The following is a 17,201-nucleotide window of genomic DNA, read 5'->3' as shown; positions in this document are numbered from 1 at the left end:
ATCTTTGCAATACTCATGTTAATGTTAGAACGACGAAGATTACTAAATAGTAATATAGTGAAACTTTCCCACGAGGTTTTCCATGATGTAGTGGTCCCAGGAGATACTGTAGTCGATGCTACATGTGGAAGAGGCTTGGATAGCCTAGTTCTTGCTCGCCTTCTTCAAGGAGAAGGGAAACTCGTTGTTTATGATATACAGCAAGAAGCTTTAGAGAGCGCCCAAAAGCTATTCATGCATTCCTTAACAGAAAAAGAAGCTTCCATTATTGAGCTCAAAGCATGTTCTCATGAAGTGTTTACTGAGACACAGGTAAAATTAATCCACTATAACCTTGGGTATCTTCCTTTAGGGAATAAAGAGATCACTACTCTAGAAAACACTACCCTGAAAAGCTTAGAAAGTGCTCTTCAGGCTATCACTCCTCAAGGAGTGATTACAGTGGTTTGTTATCCAGGGCATGATGAAGGAGCTCGAGAAACTTTAGCTGTAGAGAGATGGGCAGGACGTCTTGATCCTAAACAGTGGCTTGTAAGCATACACTATATTGTAAATCGCTTAAAGGCACCTAGATTGCTGGTGATTCGCTCTCTAAATTGTTAGGGAGGCGATAGGGGATAATGCATAGCTCTTCTTCAAGCTCTATCCCTCGAGTTTTTAATGTAGAGCGGATGATCCCAATCAATTTTTTTACCTCCTCAGAAGTAGCTCTACCTGTATTAACAATGAAATTAGCATGTGTAGGGGAAACTTTAGCCCCTCCAATACTAAAATTTTTTAACCCCGCCTCATCTATGAGCTTCCCTGCAGACCCTCCAGTAGGGGGATTACGAAAAACACAGCCTGCAGAAGGTAAGGAACAAGGTTGAGTAGCAATGCGGTGTTGTAAGGCTGTCTTTACTTTATGAGGGGCTAAAGGATTTTTTGTTAATTGGAAGGTTGCAGAGAGAATGAATTCAGGTCTGTGATGAAAACGAGAAGATCTGTAAGAGAGCTCAAGTTCTTCCTTGGTATAGGTCAAGATTTTTCCCTGATCATTAATAACCTCAACACTTTTAATTACAGAAGCAACGTCATTTTCTCCTGTACCAGCGTTCATATAGACAGCGCCACCTACAGAGCCAGGGATCCCTATAGCAAACTCTAATCCGGAAAAGCCATTATACGCGGAGATCTTTGCTAAAGAAGCAAAAGATAAGCCAGAATATGCTTTAAGATACATCTCAGGTAAAAACTCTTTTCCTGTAATGGCATTGTATAATACAAATCCATCAAATCCTCGGTCGTCAAAAAGACAATTTGATCCCTTGCCAAGGATAATAAATGGATAGTCCATATGTTTAAGATAGTGAATCACCTGACAAGCCTCTTCTACTGAGTGGACAGTTTTGAAATAGTTGGCAGGCCCACCAATACGAAGAGTAGAATATTTACTTAACCAGACACTGCGGCGAACTGAAAAAGGAAACCTAAGGATGGGAGACTCTTTCAAGGTAAAAACTTCAATCGTTTAATTAGAGGAATAACAAATCGAGGGGTTTTGTTGAACATAAGTTTTTGGTGTTGCAAAGCGAAAAATGTCGTTTAAAACGGCCTGGACGAAAGCTCTAGCTTCTAAATAGCTGAATTTTTTTATTAGTCTAGAGGCTTCTGCAATTAAGATGGAGGAAGGAATAGGCCCACCATATAGATATTCGAATAACGTTAGCCGTAAAATATTTTTTTCCATTAAATTTAAATTTTCAAAGGAAGTCGTCTTTACTGTTTGGCTGATCAAGGCATCTAGTTCTGAGGATTTTTCTAAGACTTGCTTAGAGTAACGTAGAGCTAAAAAAACGTGCTTTTGAGCAACAGCTGTTTCAGCCATTAACAAAGGAACCAGCCCCTCTTCCGCCGAAGGATCTACCCCTAGAGCATAGAGCATTTGCAGTACGATTTCCCTCATTTTTTGCCGAGGAAAATTTTGATAGCACATAGAGACAAAAGGCTCCAAAGGTTTTTGAGGAGCTGGTGAAGTCATAATGAATACTAAAAAAAGTTTTATACTTACTCGATTGCCAAGGAGAGTCCTGAGCTAGAGAACTAAAAAGAAAATATAAGGTTATCGATAAGAAAGCTTTATTTGCAACAAAAAACATTGATTTGAAAGTATGTATATTCTAGCTTGAAGTTCCCTAAAGTAGGGAAGAAGGTCTTTTTAATTGGGGTTTTTATTTGGGAAAATCGTGAATGGGATTTCCATTGCTTTTCTTTTTATAATACTCTAAGATGTTGCTCTTCTTATTAGTGAATAAGTTAGATTAGAAAGGTTTGCTGGGATCTTTCTCTAGAGATGGGTACCTAGGCCTTAGTTGACTGTATTAACAAGAAGTCGGAATAGGGCGTGGCGTTAAATTTCAAAATAAATAGACAGATACGAGCTCAACAGGTGCGCTTAATCAGTGCAGAGGGGGAGCAGCTAGGGATTGTTGGTATTAAAGAAGCGTTAGACTTGGCTAGAGAAGCTGGTTTGGATCTTGTCGAGGTATCTTCAAATAGTACACCTCCCGTATGTAAGGTCATGGATTATGGGAAGTATCGTTACGATATTACCAAGAAAGAAAAAGATAGTAAAAAAGCCCAACACCAAGTCCGAGTTAAAGAAGTAAAGTTAAAGCCGAATATAGATGAAAATGACTTCTTAACTAAGCTGAAGCAAGCTAGAGGTTTTATTGAGAAGGGTAACAAGGTAAAAATTACATGTACGTTTCGGGGGCGAGAGTTGGCTTACCCAGAGCATGGTTTAAGGGTGATTAAAAAGATTAGTCAGGGTCTTGAGGACGTTGGTTTTGTTGAGGCAGAGCCAAAGCTTGCTGGGCGCTCTCTGACTTGTGTTGTGGCTCCGGGAATTGTAAAAGCAAAGAAAAAATAGGAAAGTTAGTCTTATGCCTAAGATGAAAAGTAATAAGTCTGTTGCTGCGCGTTTTAAGGTAACAGGCAGCGGTTTGTTAAAGAGAAATCGTCCAGGAAAAAGACATAAATTATCAAAAAAGTCTTCGCAAGCTAAGCGGAACCTATCTAAGCACCCTATAGTAGATCGGGGTCAGGTAGGAATGTATAAACGTATGATGCTTGTTTAAAGAGAGATAGGATTTATCATGGTGAGAGCAACAGGTTCAGTAGCTTCTAGACGTCGTCGTAAGCGTATATTAAAGCAAGCTAAGGGGTTTTGGGGAGATAGAAAAGGGCATATTAGGCAAAGCCGCTCTTGTGTAATGAGAGCTATGGCGTTTAACTATATGCATAGAAAAGATCGAAAAGGAGATTTTCGTAGTCTTTGGATTATGCGGCTGAATGTTGCTGCTAGAATTCACGGTTTGTCTTACAGCCGTTTAATCAATGGATTGAAATGTGCTGGAATTACATTAAATCGTAAAATGCTTTCTGAGATGGCTATTCATAATCCTCAGGGCTTTGCCGCTGTTGCAGAACAGGCAAAAAGCGCATTAAAGGCAGCATTAATTTAATGACGAGATGTGAGTCTTATGGCCATCGAAGAGGAGATAGAGCTTGCTCAACAGCAGTTTTATGCTGAGATGAATCAGGTTGGCTCCTCTAAGGAACTTTCTGATCTTAAGGTTCGTTATTTTGGTAAGAAGGGTGTTTTTCGTCACTTCTCAGAGAAGATAAAGCTGTCCCCTATAGAAAGTCGTGCAAAACTTGGCGCTTCTATAAATTCTTTTAAAAACTGCATAGAAAGCCTCTTAGAAGAAAAATCCCTTTCTATTCTTGCTGCGGAAGAGATTTCTGAGTTCCAAAAAGAAAAGATAGATATTTCCTTGCCTGGCGAGCCCCAGTGGACTGGGGGTAAGCATATTATAAAAAAAATACTAGATGATATTGTTGATATTTTTGTTCATTCAGGATTTTGTGTTCGAGAAGCCCCGAACATTGAAAGTGAAGAAAATAATTTTTCTTTGCTAAACTTTGATCAGGATCATCCTGCTAGGCAAATGCACGATACCTTCTATCTAGACCCAAATACGATTTTAAGGACACATACATCAAATGTCCAGGCTAGAGAGATTAAGAAGCATGCTCCTCCTATAAAAGTAGTTGCTCCAGGCTTATGTTTTCGCAACGAAGATATTTCTGCGCGTTCGCATGTGATGTTTCATCAGGTAGAAGCATTTTATATAGATCGTTGCGTAACTTTTCCAGATTTGACAAAGTTACTTTCAGAGTTTTACCATACTTTCTTTGAAAGGACAATTGAGTTGCGGTTTCGTCACAGCTATTTTCCTTTTGTCGAACCAGGGATTGAGGTGGATGTTTCTTGTGAGTGCAATCATAAGGGATGTCTGTTATGCAAACAGACTGGTTGGCTTGAGGTTGCAGGAGCTGGGATGATTCATCCTCAAGTCCTTCTTAACGGAGGAGTTGATCCTGAAATCTATTCTGGGTATGCTTTAGGTATGGGAATAGAGAGATTGGCTATGTTGAAGCATGGCATCTCAGATATTCGTCTATTTTGTGAAAACGATTTGAGGTTTTTGCAGCAGTTTTCTTAAGGAAGAATGGCAGAGCGGTTTAATGCACCTGTCTTGAAAACAGGAGACCTGAAAGGGTCCGGGGGTTCGAATCCCTCTTCTTCCGTTTTCTTTCAATTTTCTATATTTCCTTGATATTGAGTCTTTTTCTTTTCTTGAGAAGTTTTTTCTTCCTCTCGCAGAAAAGTCTTTCTTTGAAGATTTTTGTGTAATTACTAATTTTTATTATTTAGTAATTTAAGTTTTTAATCTACTTTTAATATTTAAAATAAAATTGATAACTAATTTATTTTTTTAATAAATTAGAATGACATCTTATTAAAATAACTTGTGTTTTTTATTGGGGTGTTCTGAAAAGGAGGGGGAGATGAAGCGTTGTCGGTACAATTTTGAGCAGGCCTTAGAAGACTTGGAAAGGATGAAGAAGATTTCTTATGGCGTCTCAAGATCCTCTAAGAGAGATAATAAGGAGGTTACAGAAATCCGAGAAGCCTTGAAGAACCTTGAGGATTATTTATATAGGATGAGCTCTTCTTCACATCGTCAGTTAGATAAGGCGTTGAAGGAGTCAGAGTTTTTAATTTCTGGTGTACAGAATGTTTTTTCTTTTTTGGAGAATCAGGAAAACACTTTGTATCAGTCTTTAGTAGATGAATATGAAAATATCGATAAGGCATATCACAAAGTGCAAACTCATCTACATAAAGCTTTACAAGCTCCTGAAGAGGAAATTGAAAACAACGAAACGTTGCACGAAGAAAAACAAGAGCTCTTTTTGAATAACCTTGTTGAGGTAAAGAAGGATTATTCTTATGAGCTTTTCTTTATGTCTGATGAGGACAATAAGCGTTTTTATAGTGAGGCTCTCTCTCAGATTATCTATAAGCAAAGCAAACTTCATGAAAACGTTCATGAGAATGATCCTCTGACCAAAACCATTCTATGGAAGAGCAATGAAATAAAAAAGTCTGCATCTTCACTTGTAGTGAAAAATGATGTGATGTTTAGAGCTTTTTATCCAGAAGCATTAAATCATTTAAATATAGAAGCAATACAAAAGACTCATAATGCAATTATGGCGTTGTTTTTGTCTCGATATGAAGCTACATCAGTAGGTCATGATCCCAAGAAAAATAATATAAGTTATTTTAATGATTTTCTCCTGTTTCTTAGGGAAGCCAGGAAAGACTTACATAATGATTTAAAAGATCTCTCTTGTGATCAAAAGCGAGTAAAACTTCTGACCTCAGCATTAAGTATGGGAATTTTTGAAAGTAAGTTGGTATTTGAAGATGTTGCACACTATCTTTATTACCAAATTACACTTCCTATACAACCTGAGGGAACAAAGAAACCCCTATCTTCAGGGCAGTACCTTATGGACATCTATGAGGAGCTCTATCGTAAGTTTGCTAAGTACCCTAATGGGCCCCTATTTAAGGCAATAGATAGAATTTTAGAGTCAGGGACACATCATATTTTTGACCCTATAATTTTAGGAATGTTTCCTAGCTTAGAGGGGGTTTTAAAGTTCGAAGATCAACAAATAGATATTATACGCTCTCCAAGTCCGGTGGCGCAAAGTTCGATTCTCTATGCCACCTGTAACGAGGAATTCTTGGGGTTTTTAGATGAGAAAGTAGATAGGGGAGAGGTCACATTCATTCTGAATATTCAAAATCGTGTATCCAGGAAAGAGCGTGCGCGTTGTCGGGTGATAGAAGAGACTTTGGAGCAGGCAGAGTACGTCTCTCATACACAGTTGTTTTCCTTCCCAAATCCTGAGGATCTCCTTGAAAACCTCGAAAAAATCCACGGAGATATCGAAACTTTTTCAGAATTTTTCTCTATTTTGAAAGAAGAGTTTAAAAAGCCTGGTATGAACTCTTCATTTTTCTTATCCCCCTTGTTAGAGGATCCTGTGCAAACTTTCTTAGAGCTATGTTGCCCAGTTCTTAAAGATGCATTTTTCTCTAAAAAGAAGATCTTATTTAAAAATGATAAATTGCTGCTTCTTCATCTTATCTCTTACTTATTGGTATTCAAGAGTATAGAAGAGATCAACCCTAATACGATTGTAGTTATGTCTAAAGATGGGTTAGATTACGCTTCTGTATTTGTTGCCGGATTTGCCTTTTTCTCTAAAGATACCTCTTGGGATGAACATAGCTTAAAGCTATTGATGACGAAGATTTTGTCTCCTACGCTAGTTTCTAGAGATCGTCTAGTGTTTACTTCTCATATAGAGATCTTTAGTAAGTTTGTAAATTGTCTTAGGAAAAATCGACAAACGCTTTCTATGATCAAACCTTTTTTCAATTATGATATTGAAAAGTGGGAGTTTTCTAACTATCTTGACGAGTTTATTGAAGTCTCGAATAAGAATAATAAGTAACCATAGAGAGAATACATAGAGGCATCATCATTACGGGGAAAGTAGGAAGTACACTGCTATTGGCAAGAACAACCCCCGCTTTTAAAAAAACAAAAAAGGTATTTGTTACCCCTAAAGGGATAAGATACGCCAATGTAGCCTTAGGAGTTCTAGAAAACCTTAAACACAAATAGGCTGGGATGACTATTGCAGTAATACAAGCTAAGGGAGAGATAAGCATGTAGTAGAATTGGGAGAGCAAAAGTAAGATTCTTTGAGGGACTTTTGTGCTTAACCCAATCCCAAATGCACTCCAAGGTATAGCGAGATAAAACTCTGAAAGGCGGTTTTTCCCTCCCGCAGAGAAGATTTTGGAAAAGGGATTTTCATAAGAACCGAACTCTATTTCTGGGAATTCTTTCATGTCAAAAAAGCCGGAGAGAGTCAACTCTCCTGTAGGAATATCAGAGAACTCTGTAACGTTAAAGCCGATAGGTAATGAAGGAGTTGAAAATATTAATTTTTCAACGTGGTAAATCATTTTGGGGCTTTTGATCCAGAAGATGTTATTTAAGGTTAGAGATTTCTGATCAATAGAAGAGTATAGTAACACGGATTGGTCTTTGAGATACAAAGCAGGAACTTTATCTTCATGCTTCCTAGGAATCTCTTTTTCTGAGTGCTCTTTCGTAATAGAGGTCTTTTCACATATGGGATATAGCCATTGAAAGTTTGCATATAGGATAAGAGTAACTATGCCTCCAGAAGCAATCAGAGGCGTAATTAAAGATTTTAGAGATAGCCCAGAGGCCTGAAGAAGAAGAACTTCTCGTTTGCTTTGCATAGAAAAAAGGGTCAAGGTAGCAGCAATCGCAATTAATTGGGGAAAAAGGAAATCCGCTTTGAGAACAGTTTGAGAGAGGTAATAAAGGAGGAGAAGCTTCAAAGAACTTAGTGAGATGAAAAACGAGGCATTTCCCTTAATGGCATGAAGAGAGTGATGGACAGAGGTATAGAAAATAAACGCCAAAAAAAGCAGGGCAATGAAGGATAGCCAGAATTTGGTAAGAAGGTAACGTTTCCAGATGAGCATTATGCGAAACCTCGATTTTCTCGATAAGAACGATATATAAAGACTAGCCAAGAAATTATCTGAGGAAAGAGAAAGAACATGAACGCCATAAAAGTGGTTTTCGTATTCTTCCCAACGATAAGCAGGACAAGATCTAAGATAGGGAAAGTAAAATATAGAAAATGCGTTTTGCGAAATCTTGGTTTATAGGTTCCAATAACGATCCCAGAATATGTTAGGGTAAAACATAAAAGCCCTATGGCCGCTCTCCTTAGAGTTTCGGGAATATATGTGCGATAGAAGGCTTGCCTCACGAGTTGTTTCCAAGTAAGGTAGTCTGTCCGGGATTTCATAAAGGATTTCCCAGAAAACAACGTTGCTGTGACTTTAGGGATTAAAAGCTCCTGAACGGTTTCAATATAATATTCCTGAGCAGGAGATGTATAAGGCGTTGATAAAGATGAAGGGAGTTTAGAGATATACACCACATCTTTAGCTTGTACAGTGTCTGCTTCAGAGTCTGGAATAATGGCTTTAATGATGCCTACATCTGAAATAGTATCGTCCCTCTTTAAGGCAACAATGACATTGTCAAATTTGCTTTTGGCAAAGTGATCAACGGCAATAAATACGCGACTATCTTCACGCTTTTGTAGAGTTTGTAGAAGTAGGGGGGGAGAGGACATCGCCATATTTGCAATTTCTTTACACGATTTATAGCGACAGATCGAAGCTAGTTCCGAACAAGTATAGAAATTTGCACAGCAAATTGCGATAGAGATCGTGAGAATTGGGAATATAATAATTCCCTGAGAAGCTCCTGAAGCCCGAAGGAAAGTGATTTGGTTATTGTCAGAAAGACCTTTGAATAAGGTATAGGCGGAGATGAAACAGGAAGCAGGAAGAATAAATGGAAGGAGATAGGGGATTTGATAGGCTGCTAAACGGAAAACCGTAGCATAGGGAACATCTTTGGCAATATAGACAACGATTTCTTGTAGAGAGCTGATGATAGAAATAAAGATTAAGCTAGAAGCACAGAAAAGTATTGTTTTTAAATAACGGAAAATTAGAACTTTCCATAAAATAGGCATAGTTTACCTAGATATAGGATTTTAAGAAGACCTTTCAATTTTTAATTCTTAAGTATTCCAACAATCTTCTCAATCCTACGTGTCATCAGAGTTTCTTAAGTACTAGTAGTGAGATATGTTAACATCTTATTTACTGAAAAATGATAAGCGATTAGAAGCTTTTTTTTCTTCTTTGGATAGAAAAAAAAGTTACCTTCTAGGTTTCTCAGGAGGAAGTGATTCTCTATTTCTCTTTTATGTGCTTAAGTCTTTAAAAATAAACTTCACTGCGGTGCATGTAGATCATGGGTGGAGAGAGTGCTCTCGTGAAGAAGCTAAGGCATTAAAAGAGTTCTGTCATCGAGAAAAGATCTCTTATATTGGACATCGGCTATCTCCTGAGGAGAAAGGGGAGAGAGATCTTGAAAATGCTGCTCGCAAAGCGCGTTACGCATTTTTTTATCAACTATGTGTGCAGCAGAATTTTTCCGGAGTGTTTCTTGCACATCATGCTAATGATCAGGCGGAAACTCTTTTAAAACGTGTATTAGAAGGTGCTCATTTAAGTAATCTTAAGGGAATGACTGTGAGCTCTTTTTATCAAGGGATGCAGCTACTACGTCCTTTATTGCATATCCCAAAGGCACGTTTAATGAGCCTTTTACATCGAGAAAAGATTTCTTACATAAGTGATGAAACAAATGAAGATGAGCGATATCTTCGTGCTAGGATGCGAAAAAAGTTATTTCCTTGGCTGGAAGAAGTTTTTGGGAAGAATATTTCCTCTCCTCTTTTTGCGCTTGCAGAAGAATCTAAAGAGCTAGCGGAATATATGGAGTCACAAACAGAGCCTTTTCTTTCTAAAGTTACTTGTCAACAGGGGGGACAAGTGCTCCCTATCTCAAAAGGATTGATCCAACAGCCTTTCTTGGCAAAGTATGTGTGCAAGAAATTTTTTGGAATGTTTGGAATCTCTGTGACAAGGCACTTTTTACAAATGGTTTATGAGCATTTGTGTCGCAGATCTTCTGTTGTTCTCTGTTTACGGAATAAGTCGGTAATTGTGAAACCTGATCTAGTAATGATACAATAGAAAGGATAGGTTTGTTATGTTCGTTGTGAGAAAAAAGTTTGGTGAGTAATAGGTCCTTGTCTTAGTGGCGCTTCACTTTATTTGTTTTTGAAATAGAATTTTTATTTTCTTGGTTTTTTAAAAAAAATAATAAAAGTGTGCTATATTTAATAATTACCTGCTTGGTTGATTAGCTTAGTTGTGAGTTTATGTCGAAAGATAAAAAAATGAAACCCGAGTCAAAAAAGAGTTTTCCCCCCTTCTTCTTCTTTCTTTTAATTGGTGTCGTCTTTGGTGTTTTTGCTGTACAAAATTTTTTCGTGGGGAAGAAAGCAAAGGTTAGCTTTAGTCATCAGCTAGAGCATCTGGTGAACTTACGTTTAGTTGTCCCTGAAGAAAGCCGCAAAATAGCTTTAAATGACAATCTTGTATCTTTCAGTGGGCGTTTTCGTAGTGCACAGACTGTAGAAAGTCAGCAACGCTATCGTTATTTAGAACTTATAGATCAAAGTCATCAGCAAGCGTTTGATCTTCAGGAGGCTGAAAAGAACTTACGCGTATTTAATAAGGAAGTTGAAAGTTCTGTTCATTGGTTTTCTGCGATTTCTGGGATTCCTATTCCTGAACAAGGATACATTATCGCTCCTTTGTCTCAGGTAGGCTCTCAAAATACTATAGAGCCTTTAGTAGTACACGGTCCTGTGCATAGTCAATTGATAAATCTACGCTCTTTAGAAGCTCGCTATCGCTCAATATCTCCTGTAGGGGAAGGCTTAAAGTTATTTGGTTCTGATGTATATGAGTTAATAGGAAAATACCTTTCTCCAGCACTTGGAATAGGCTCAGAGAGTTTGAAGCGTGATTTAAAAGAACTCTATCAGCAAGTGGAAGTTTCTTTAACACAAAATTTGGATGCAGAGAAGTCATATGCGCTTTATGGGCAGGCGTTAGCTAAATTAGACGAGGTGTCTTTATCACTAGTAATGTCTGAGCGAGGGGAGAGTTTTTCTCAGTTACGTTCTGTGCGTCTATATCGTGAGGAACTTACGAAATATGAAAAGCTTGTAGAAGAGCATCAGATAAATCAGGTTCAGCTAGAGAAGGCTCGAGGAGAGTTAAACCAGTCAGTGTGGTATTTCAACAACCAAGAACTTTCTTCTCGTGCTTTGGAGAAGCAAGATCCTGAAGTGTTCGCTCACTGGTTTGCTTCTGCTAAGGAAGAGTGGTTGGCATTTAATACGAATAGATCCTTGTCATTTAAAGCTCCAGATCAACCTCGAAATTTAGTTTTAGAAAAGACGTTTAAGAGTGAAGAGCCTGCACCTCATTATGTCGGATATCTTTTCACTTTTCTTCCTATTATTTTAGTCCTTGTTTTTGTCTATCTTGTATTTTCTCGTCAAATGCGAGGGATGAATGGCTCTGCTATGTCATTCGGGAAATCTCCAGCAAGATTATTAATGAAAGGACAAAATAAAGTTACTTTTGCTGATGTCGCTGGGATTGAAGAGGCTAAAGAAGAGTTAATAGAAATAGTAGAATTTCTTAAAAATCCTACAAAGTTTACAAGCCTTGGTGGAAGAATCCCTAAAGGAGTGTTATTGATAGGTCCTCCAGGAACAGGGAAAACTTTAATAGCAAAAGCTGTTTCAGGAGAGGCTAACAGGCCATTTTTCTCAATAGCGGGATCCGACTTTGTAGAGATGTTTGTTGGTGTCGGGGCAAGCCGTATTCGAGATATGTTTGATCAAGCCAAGAGAAATGCTCCCTGTATTATTTTCATAGATGAGATTGATGCTGTAGGTCGTCATCGAGGTGCAGGGATTGGTGGAGGTCATGATGAGCGTGAACAGACTTTAAATCAGCTCCTTGTGGAGATGGATGGTTTTGGAACAAACGAAGGAGTTATCCTTATGGCTGCGACAAACCGTCCAGATGTTTTAGATAAAGCTTTACTGCGCCCTGGTCGTTTTGATCGTCGTGTTGTGATGAACCTCCCAGATATTAAAGGACGTTTTGAGATTCTTAATGTGCATGCAAAAAGGATCAAGCTAGATCCTACCGTGGATCTTATGGCTGTAGCGCGTAGTACTCCTGGAGCTTCTGGGGCAGATTTAGAGAATTTATTAAATGAAGCAGCTTTACTTGCTGCGCGTAAAGATCGTACTGCTGTAACAGCTGTAGATGTTGCGGAAGCAAGGGATAAGGTTCTTTATGGTAAAGAACGTCGTAGTCTTGAGATGGATGCAGAAGAGCGTAGGACTACAGCTTATCATGAGTCTGGCCATGCTGTTGTAGGGCTTTCTGTAGAACATGGAGATCCTGTAGATAAGGTTACCATTATCCCTCGAGGATTATCTTTAGGAGCTACTCACTTTTTACCAGAGAAAAACAAGTTGAGTTATTGGAAAAAAGAGTTGTTTGATCGTCTTGCTGTTCTTATGGGAGGGCGTGCTGCTGAGGAGGTTTTTCTTGGAGATATTTCTAGCGGGGCACAACAGGATATTGCTCAGGCAACCAAGCTAGTTCGTAGTATGGTATGTGAGTGGGGAATGAGCGAACAGTTAGGAACTGTTGCATATGATGAGCGCTCAGACTCCCCAACAGGATATGGAACGTACTGTGAAAAGACCTACTCTGAAGAGACTGCAAAGACGATAGATTTCGAATTACGGACACTTTTAGATGCTGCTTATCAACGTGCGCTAGAGATTATTAGAGAGCATAGAGAAGAGATCGAGTTAATGACTCAAATGCTTATTGAATTTGAGACTTTGGATGCTAAAGATGTCAAAGAGATCATGGATCATACATGGGATCCGGAGAAGAAGAGAGCTCGCTTGAAGGAAGAAGGAGCTTTGTTCAAGAAGGTTTCTAGTGACGTTCCTCCCCCTCCACCTCCTCCTGAAGAAGGGACCTTGAAGGATGGGCCTGGACTAGGGCTGAATGTGACATAAGAAAAAAAAAGAGCTAAATATTTAGCTCTTTTTTTTATTTTAAGAATAAAAACTTACCTAAGTAAGAGTCGCTTTGTGGCTCAGCTTGAGCTGACCTTTTTCGTTAATGCTGATGAGTTTTACGTCTATCATATCTCCTTCCTTAAAGAGATCAGAGACTTGCTCGATGCGTTGTTTAGAAAATTCAGAAATGTGGCAGAGACCTTCCTTCCCTGGAAGAATTTCTATAAAGGCTCCAAAGGGAACAATAGAAACAATCCGCCCCCTATATACCTTGCCAACCTCAACCTCACCAACTAAACCTTCTATAATCTTCTTTGCCTTATTTATAGCTTCTGAAGAGACTGCAGAAATACTGACTGTTCCAAAATCATTAATGTCTATCTGAACGCCAGTTTCTTCAATAATCTGACGGATTTGCTTACCTCCAGGGCCAATCACTGTAGCAATTTTTGAAGGCTTAATTTGCATAGTTTCTATACGTGGAGCATACTGAGATAAATCTGATTTAGGCGCAGCAAGGTTCTCGTGCATAATCCGTAAAATTTCTTGGCGGCCCTCTTTTGCTTGTGCCAAAGCCTGTTTCATAATATCTAAGGTAATCCCCTCGATCTTAATGTCCATCTGGAACGCCGTAATCCCTTCCAGGTTCCCTGCAACTTTAAAGTCCATATCTCCAAGATGGTCTTCTAAGCCGGAGATGTCAGAAAGGATAATAGCTTCTTCTGCGTCCAAAATTAACCCCATGGCAATTCCTGCAATAGGTGTTTTAATAGGAACACCAGCATCCATTAATGCTAAACAGCCACCGCATACAGAAGCCATAGAAGAAGAACCATTGGACTCCGTAATGTTAGATTCTATACGAATTGTATAGGGGAATTGTGTTGCATCAGGAAGCGCATGAGCTAAAGCTTTCTCAGCAAGCTTCCCATGCCCTATCTCTCGTCTTCCTGGGGAACCAATTCTTCCTACTTCTCCAACAGAAAAGGGAGGGAAAGAATATTGCAAATAAAATTTAGAAGAGCCTTCGCCATTTAAGTTCTCATAACGTTGGGCCATGGTCTCGTTGCCTAAGGTACAGACAGCGACAGTTTGTGTCTCTCCTCGAGTAAATAAACAGCTTCCATGAGTTCTTGGTAGCAGAGCTACTTCAATGCTTATGGGGCGAATTGTTGTTAAAGCACGCTTATCTGCACGAATCTTGCGTTCTCGGATAAGTGTACGCATAGAATCAGATTTAAGAGCTTTGAAGGCAGATTTGATATTAAAGGCTGAGAAAATTTTATCATCCTTTTCTAGTTCTTGGATAAGCTCTTCCTCCATTTTCTGTGATGCAGCTTCTAAAGCTTGCTTGCCTTCAATATCAAATAAGGAAGGGAGTGGCTGTGCTATGCGATTTTCAACAGCTGTGAAGACTTCTTTGGGAAGAGGCAAAACAGCATCAAAATTCTTCTCTTTACCAACGCGTTGCTGCCAATCTTTTAACCCCTTACAGATTGTAATGATATGCTTATGACCATAATCTATAGCCTCTAGCACCTGTTCTTCTGTGAAGAAAGCACAGTGTCCCTCTATCATTAAAATTGCATTTTCAGTTCCGGCTAAGACTAAATCAAAGGGAGAATTATCAAGCTCTGTTTTAGTGGGATTGACAATCCACTGACCATCGATATACCCGATACGAACCCCAGAGACAATGTTATTCTGAGGGATATTGGAAAGAGCCAGGGCCGCTCCTGCCCCACAAATAGCTAAAGGATCGGGAAGAGTTTGTCCATCATAAGACCATACGTAAGATAATATTTGAATATCTTGCATGAGTCGGTTAGGCAAGGAAGGACGCAGAGAACGGTCTATAAGACGAGAAACAAGGATTTCTTTCTCTGTGGGCCGGCCTTCTCTTTTAATAAACCCACCTAAAGTTTTTCCTGTAGAGGAAAACTTTTCTTGATAGTCTACTCGGAAAGGGAGGAAGTCTGATGTTTCACTAAGATCAGCTGCACACACAGAGGTAAATACCAAAGTATCCTGGGAGCGTACAACAACAGAGCCTCCTGCTTGCCTGGCGATTTTCCCTGTTTCAAATATCAGCACTCTACCTTCTTCTAAAGTGATAGAAATTGTTGAAAAAGTCATGAAGGTCTCCTACTAGATGATTGATTTAGGGAAAAGACTATGCTATTTACGCAGATTTAGTCGGGTAATTAAATTTTTATATCTCTCAGTGTCGGTAGAATTAAGATATTCTAGAAGCTTTCTTCTTTGTCCAACAAGTTTGAGTAAAGACAATCTAGAGTTTTGGTCTTTAGGGGATCTTTTAAGGTGTTCTTTGAGTTCTGCAATATGCTCTGTTAGGATAGCAATTTGTACATCTGCTGATCCTGTATCTTTTTCATGAAGCTGAAATTTTTTGGTGATTTCTTCCTTCGTTCCTTTATCCAAAGACATTTGGATGTCTCCTTAAAATAAAAATTACTGCAAAAGCAGATTATACTTAAGAAGATCGTTAATGTATACCTTTTGGTAAGAGAGTGGCGAGTTTTTTATAGATAAATAAAATCTTATCTTATAGTAGCGAAGGGCTGATTATTGTTTCATAATTAGCTTCTATTGATGTTTTGGAGATATTTTATTTTAATAGGATTGACAAACTAACTTTAAAACAATTTTTAGTGTTATTGTGAGTATAGAAAAGAATTTATTTTTCATGAATGAAGCTTTAAAAGAGGCCAGAAAGGCATATAGTCAAGATGAGGTGCCTGTAGGTTGTGTTTTAGTTAAGGACGATAAAATTATTGCTAGGGGACACAATTCTGTAGAAAAGCTTCAGGATCCTACAGCACATGCAGAAATTTTATGTATAGGAGCGGCTGCAGAGTTTGTGCAGAATTGGCGTTTAGTGAATACGACTTTATATTGTACTTTAGAGCCATGTTTGATGTGTGCTGGAGCAATTCAATTGGCACGCATTTCTAGAGTTGTATGGGGTGCTCCTGATTTGCGTTTGGGGGCATGTGGAAGCTGGATAAATGTGTTTGCGCAGAAGCATCCTTTTCATACCGTGGAATGTTCAAAAATTTATTGTGAAGAGTCAGAACGTTTGATGAAACAGTTTTTTATAGAGAAACGTAAACAGAAAAATGAAAAATAAACTTATACAATTATTAGATGAGCTTTATGAATGTCAGCGGGAAAAGGTTCAGGAACTAGGTGAGGAATTGGTCCCTCATCTCACTTCTGATGATGTACTCCAGCCTATGGATTTTGCAGAGTTAGAGGAAAACCCTGCATTTCGTTTTGAAGAAGGAGTATTGTCTGGAATTGGAGAAGTTCGCGCGGCATTACGTGCATTTTTTGCCGAGGGTTAAAAGCGTAAGGATGCAGTATAGGGATTAGGAATTTTTTCTTTTTTACAGAAAAGCCAAGCGAGACCTAAGGAGAGAATAGATCCTAAAAATATGAGAGGCGATCCTGAAAAAATTAATATACAAAAGTAAAAACCTAATAAGATAAGAAATCCCCATTTTCTTGATATTGTCAGAGGGATAGGGCCTAATCCTAAACGCTTCTCAGGATCTAGGAAAATCCAGACAAGCATAGTAGAACAGATAAGGCTTTCTGGTCCGAAAAATGCTTGGGGAGTTCCAAAAAGTTTCATACAACACCAAATCAAAAACCCTATGCTAGGAATTTGTATGGAGACCAGTGTAAGGAAACTCCATACACCGAGTTTTCTAATAATAAAATCAGTGGCCTTGTAAAAAAATAAGAAGTCTAGAGTATTTCTTATAAGAAATCTTTGGGTGATTTCAAAGCATTGCTCTTTATGTATACATAAGGAGTCCGCTGTAAAAAAGGGATAGGTAAGGAATTGCCATAGATAGCCTTTTTGGACTCCTTGAGAGGAAAGAGCAAAGATTTCTAAGACTCCTTGAGTTCTGAAGATTTTATGGAGAATATAGGAAAATACTGGAGAGACGCAGGAAGAAATGAAAATACAAAGAGGAAGCCGCTTTAGAAGGCGACAGAAGGAGGATGGTTGGTTATGCTTATCCGGGAAAATTACCCTCATGGAAAAGTTTCCTCTGTCTTGAAGTAAACGAAGACCTCTATACTAGAAT

The 17,201-nt window shown here is 38.6% G+C and carries 17 protein-coding genes and 1 tRNA gene; 11 read left to right on the top strand and 7 right to left on the bottom strand.

Translation table 11 applies throughout. From position 1 onward, the window contains the following. Positions 1 to 21 precede the first annotated feature (21 nt). Entirely contained in the window at positions 22 to 603 is a 582-nt protein-coding gene (gene mnmM, locus G5S_RS00225; protein WP_013712162.1) for a tRNA 5-(aminomethyl)-2-thiouridylate-methyltransferase MnmM, read from the top strand. Here mnmM and murB read toward each other — a convergent pair. Both murB and nusB read right to left on the bottom strand, forming a co-directional pair. After that, on the bottom strand, positions 569 to 1,492 hold the full coding sequence (gene murB / locus G5S_RS00220) for a UDP-N-acetylmuramate dehydrogenase (protein ID WP_013712161.1): 924 nt from the start codon (positions 1,490 to 1,492) through the stop codon (positions 569 to 571). The genes mnmM and murB overlap by 35 nt on opposite strands. Positions 1,493 to 1,510: 18 nt before the next feature. Then, positions 1,511 to 1,975, bottom strand: a complete 465-nt coding sequence (nusB, locus tag G5S_RS00215; RefSeq protein ID WP_013712160.1) for a transcription antitermination factor NusB — start codon at positions 1,973 to 1,975, stop codon at positions 1,511 to 1,513. A 408-nt stretch (positions 1,976 to 2,383) separates the two neighbouring features. Here nusB and infC point away from each other — a divergent pair, with 408 nt between their 5' ends. The 6 genes from infC to G5S_RS00185 all read left to right on the top strand — a co-directional run bounded on the left by infC (position 2,384) and on the right by G5S_RS00185 (position 6,924). Beyond that, positions 2,384 to 2,911: a translation initiation factor IF-3 gene (gene infC / locus G5S_RS00210; protein WP_013712157.1), complete on the top strand. Its 528-nt coding sequence runs from the start codon at positions 2,384 to 2,386 to the stop codon at positions 2,909 to 2,911. A 13-nt stretch (positions 2,912 to 2,924) separates the two neighbouring features. Beyond that, a complete protein-coding gene (gene rpmI, locus G5S_RS00205; protein ID WP_013712156.1) occupies positions 2,925 to 3,119 on the top strand; it encodes a 50S ribosomal protein L35 in 195 nt (64 codons plus the stop codon). An 18-nt stretch (positions 3,120 to 3,137) separates the two neighbouring features. Then, positions 3,138 to 3,506, top strand: coding sequence for a 50S ribosomal protein L20 (gene rplT / locus G5S_RS00200; RefSeq protein WP_013712155.1), 369 nt, complete (start codon positions 3,138 to 3,140; stop codon positions 3,504 to 3,506). Between the two features lie 18 nt (positions 3,507 to 3,524). After that, positions 3,525 to 4,550, top strand: coding sequence for a phenylalanine--tRNA ligase subunit alpha (gene pheS, locus G5S_RS00195; protein ID WP_013712154.1), 1,026 nt, complete (start codon positions 3,525 to 3,527; stop codon positions 4,548 to 4,550). After that, positions 4,551 to 4,635 (top strand) — tRNA-Ser (locus G5S_RS00190). Positions 4,636 to 4,896: 261 nt separating this feature from the next. After that, positions 4,897 to 6,924, top strand: coding sequence for a hypothetical protein (locus tag G5S_RS00185; protein WP_013712153.1), 2,028 nt, complete (start codon positions 4,897 to 4,899; stop codon positions 6,922 to 6,924). On the opposite strand, the gene G5S_RS00180 is transcribed toward G5S_RS00185, so the two are convergent. Together G5S_RS00180 and G5S_RS00175 are read right to left on the bottom strand one after the other, a co-directional pair. Next, the gene (locus G5S_RS00180) at positions 6,893 to 7,996 is read right to left on the bottom strand and encodes an LptF/LptG family permease (protein ID WP_041466987.1); all 1,104 of its coding nucleotides are present in this window, start codon (positions 7,994 to 7,996) and stop codon (positions 6,893 to 6,895) included. The two genes, G5S_RS00185 and G5S_RS00180, sit on opposite strands and share 32 nt — an antisense overlap. After that, on the bottom strand, positions 7,996 to 9,069 hold the full coding sequence (locus tag G5S_RS00175) for an LptF/LptG family permease (RefSeq protein ID WP_013712151.1): 1,074 nt from the start codon (positions 9,067 to 9,069) through the stop codon (positions 7,996 to 7,998). The genes G5S_RS00180 and G5S_RS00175 overlap by 1 nt, the downstream gene beginning before the upstream one ends. Before the next feature lie 115 nt (positions 9,070 to 9,184). On the opposite strand from G5S_RS00175, the gene tilS reads away from it, so the two are divergent. After that, on the top strand, positions 9,185 to 10,141 hold the full coding sequence (gene tilS, locus G5S_RS00170) for a tRNA lysidine(34) synthetase TilS (protein ID WP_013712150.1): 957 nt from the start codon (positions 9,185 to 9,187) through the stop codon (positions 10,139 to 10,141). A 188-nt stretch (positions 10,142 to 10,329) separates the two neighbouring features. Further along, on the top strand, positions 10,330 to 13,077 hold the full coding sequence (gene ftsH / locus G5S_RS00165; RefSeq protein WP_041466986.1) for an ATP-dependent zinc metalloprotease FtsH: 2,748 nt from the start codon (positions 10,330 to 10,332) through the stop codon (positions 13,075 to 13,077). A 57-nt stretch (positions 13,078 to 13,134) separates the two neighbouring features. Here ftsH and pnp read toward each other — a convergent pair whose 3' ends face one another. Next, positions 13,135 to 15,216 (bottom strand): polyribonucleotide nucleotidyltransferase, encoded by a 2,082-nt coding sequence (gene pnp, locus G5S_RS00160; protein ID WP_013712148.1) that lies wholly within the window; start codon positions 15,214 to 15,216, stop codon positions 13,135 to 13,137. Positions 15,217 to 15,258: 42 nt separating this feature from the next. Continuing rightward, complete coding sequence (gene rpsO, locus G5S_RS00155) at positions 15,259 to 15,528, bottom strand: 30S ribosomal protein S15 (protein ID WP_013712147.1); 270 nt, start codon at positions 15,526 to 15,528, stop codon at positions 15,259 to 15,261. A 232-nt stretch (positions 15,529 to 15,760) separates the two neighbouring features. Between rpsO and tadA the strand changes: the two genes are divergently transcribed. Beyond that, positions 15,761 to 16,231, top strand: a complete 471-nt coding sequence (tadA, locus tag G5S_RS00150; RefSeq protein WP_013712146.1) for a tRNA adenosine(34) deaminase TadA — start codon at positions 15,761 to 15,763, stop codon at positions 16,229 to 16,231. Continuing rightward, positions 16,221 to 16,448, top strand: a complete 228-nt coding sequence (locus G5S_RS00145) for a hypothetical protein (RefSeq protein WP_013712145.1) — start codon at positions 16,221 to 16,223, stop codon at positions 16,446 to 16,448. Before tadA ends, G5S_RS00145 begins: the two co-directional genes overlap by 11 nt. Here the strand turns inward: G5S_RS00145 and G5S_RS00140 are convergent. Then, on the bottom strand, positions 16,445 to 17,152 hold the full coding sequence (locus tag G5S_RS00140) for a hypothetical protein (RefSeq protein WP_013712144.1): 708 nt from the start codon (positions 17,150 to 17,152) through the stop codon (positions 16,445 to 16,447). The genes G5S_RS00145 and G5S_RS00140 overlap by 4 nt on opposite strands. Positions 17,153 to 17,201 lie beyond the last annotated feature (49 nt).

The sequence above is a fragment of the Chlamydia pecorum E58 genome, from assembly GCF_000204135.1.
Classification (GTDB): domain Bacteria; phylum Chlamydiota; class Chlamydiia; order Chlamydiales; family Chlamydiaceae; genus Chlamydia; species Chlamydia pecorum.
Note: the sequence above shows the minus strand (reverse complement) of the source record. Positions and strands in the feature narration are given on the sequence as shown.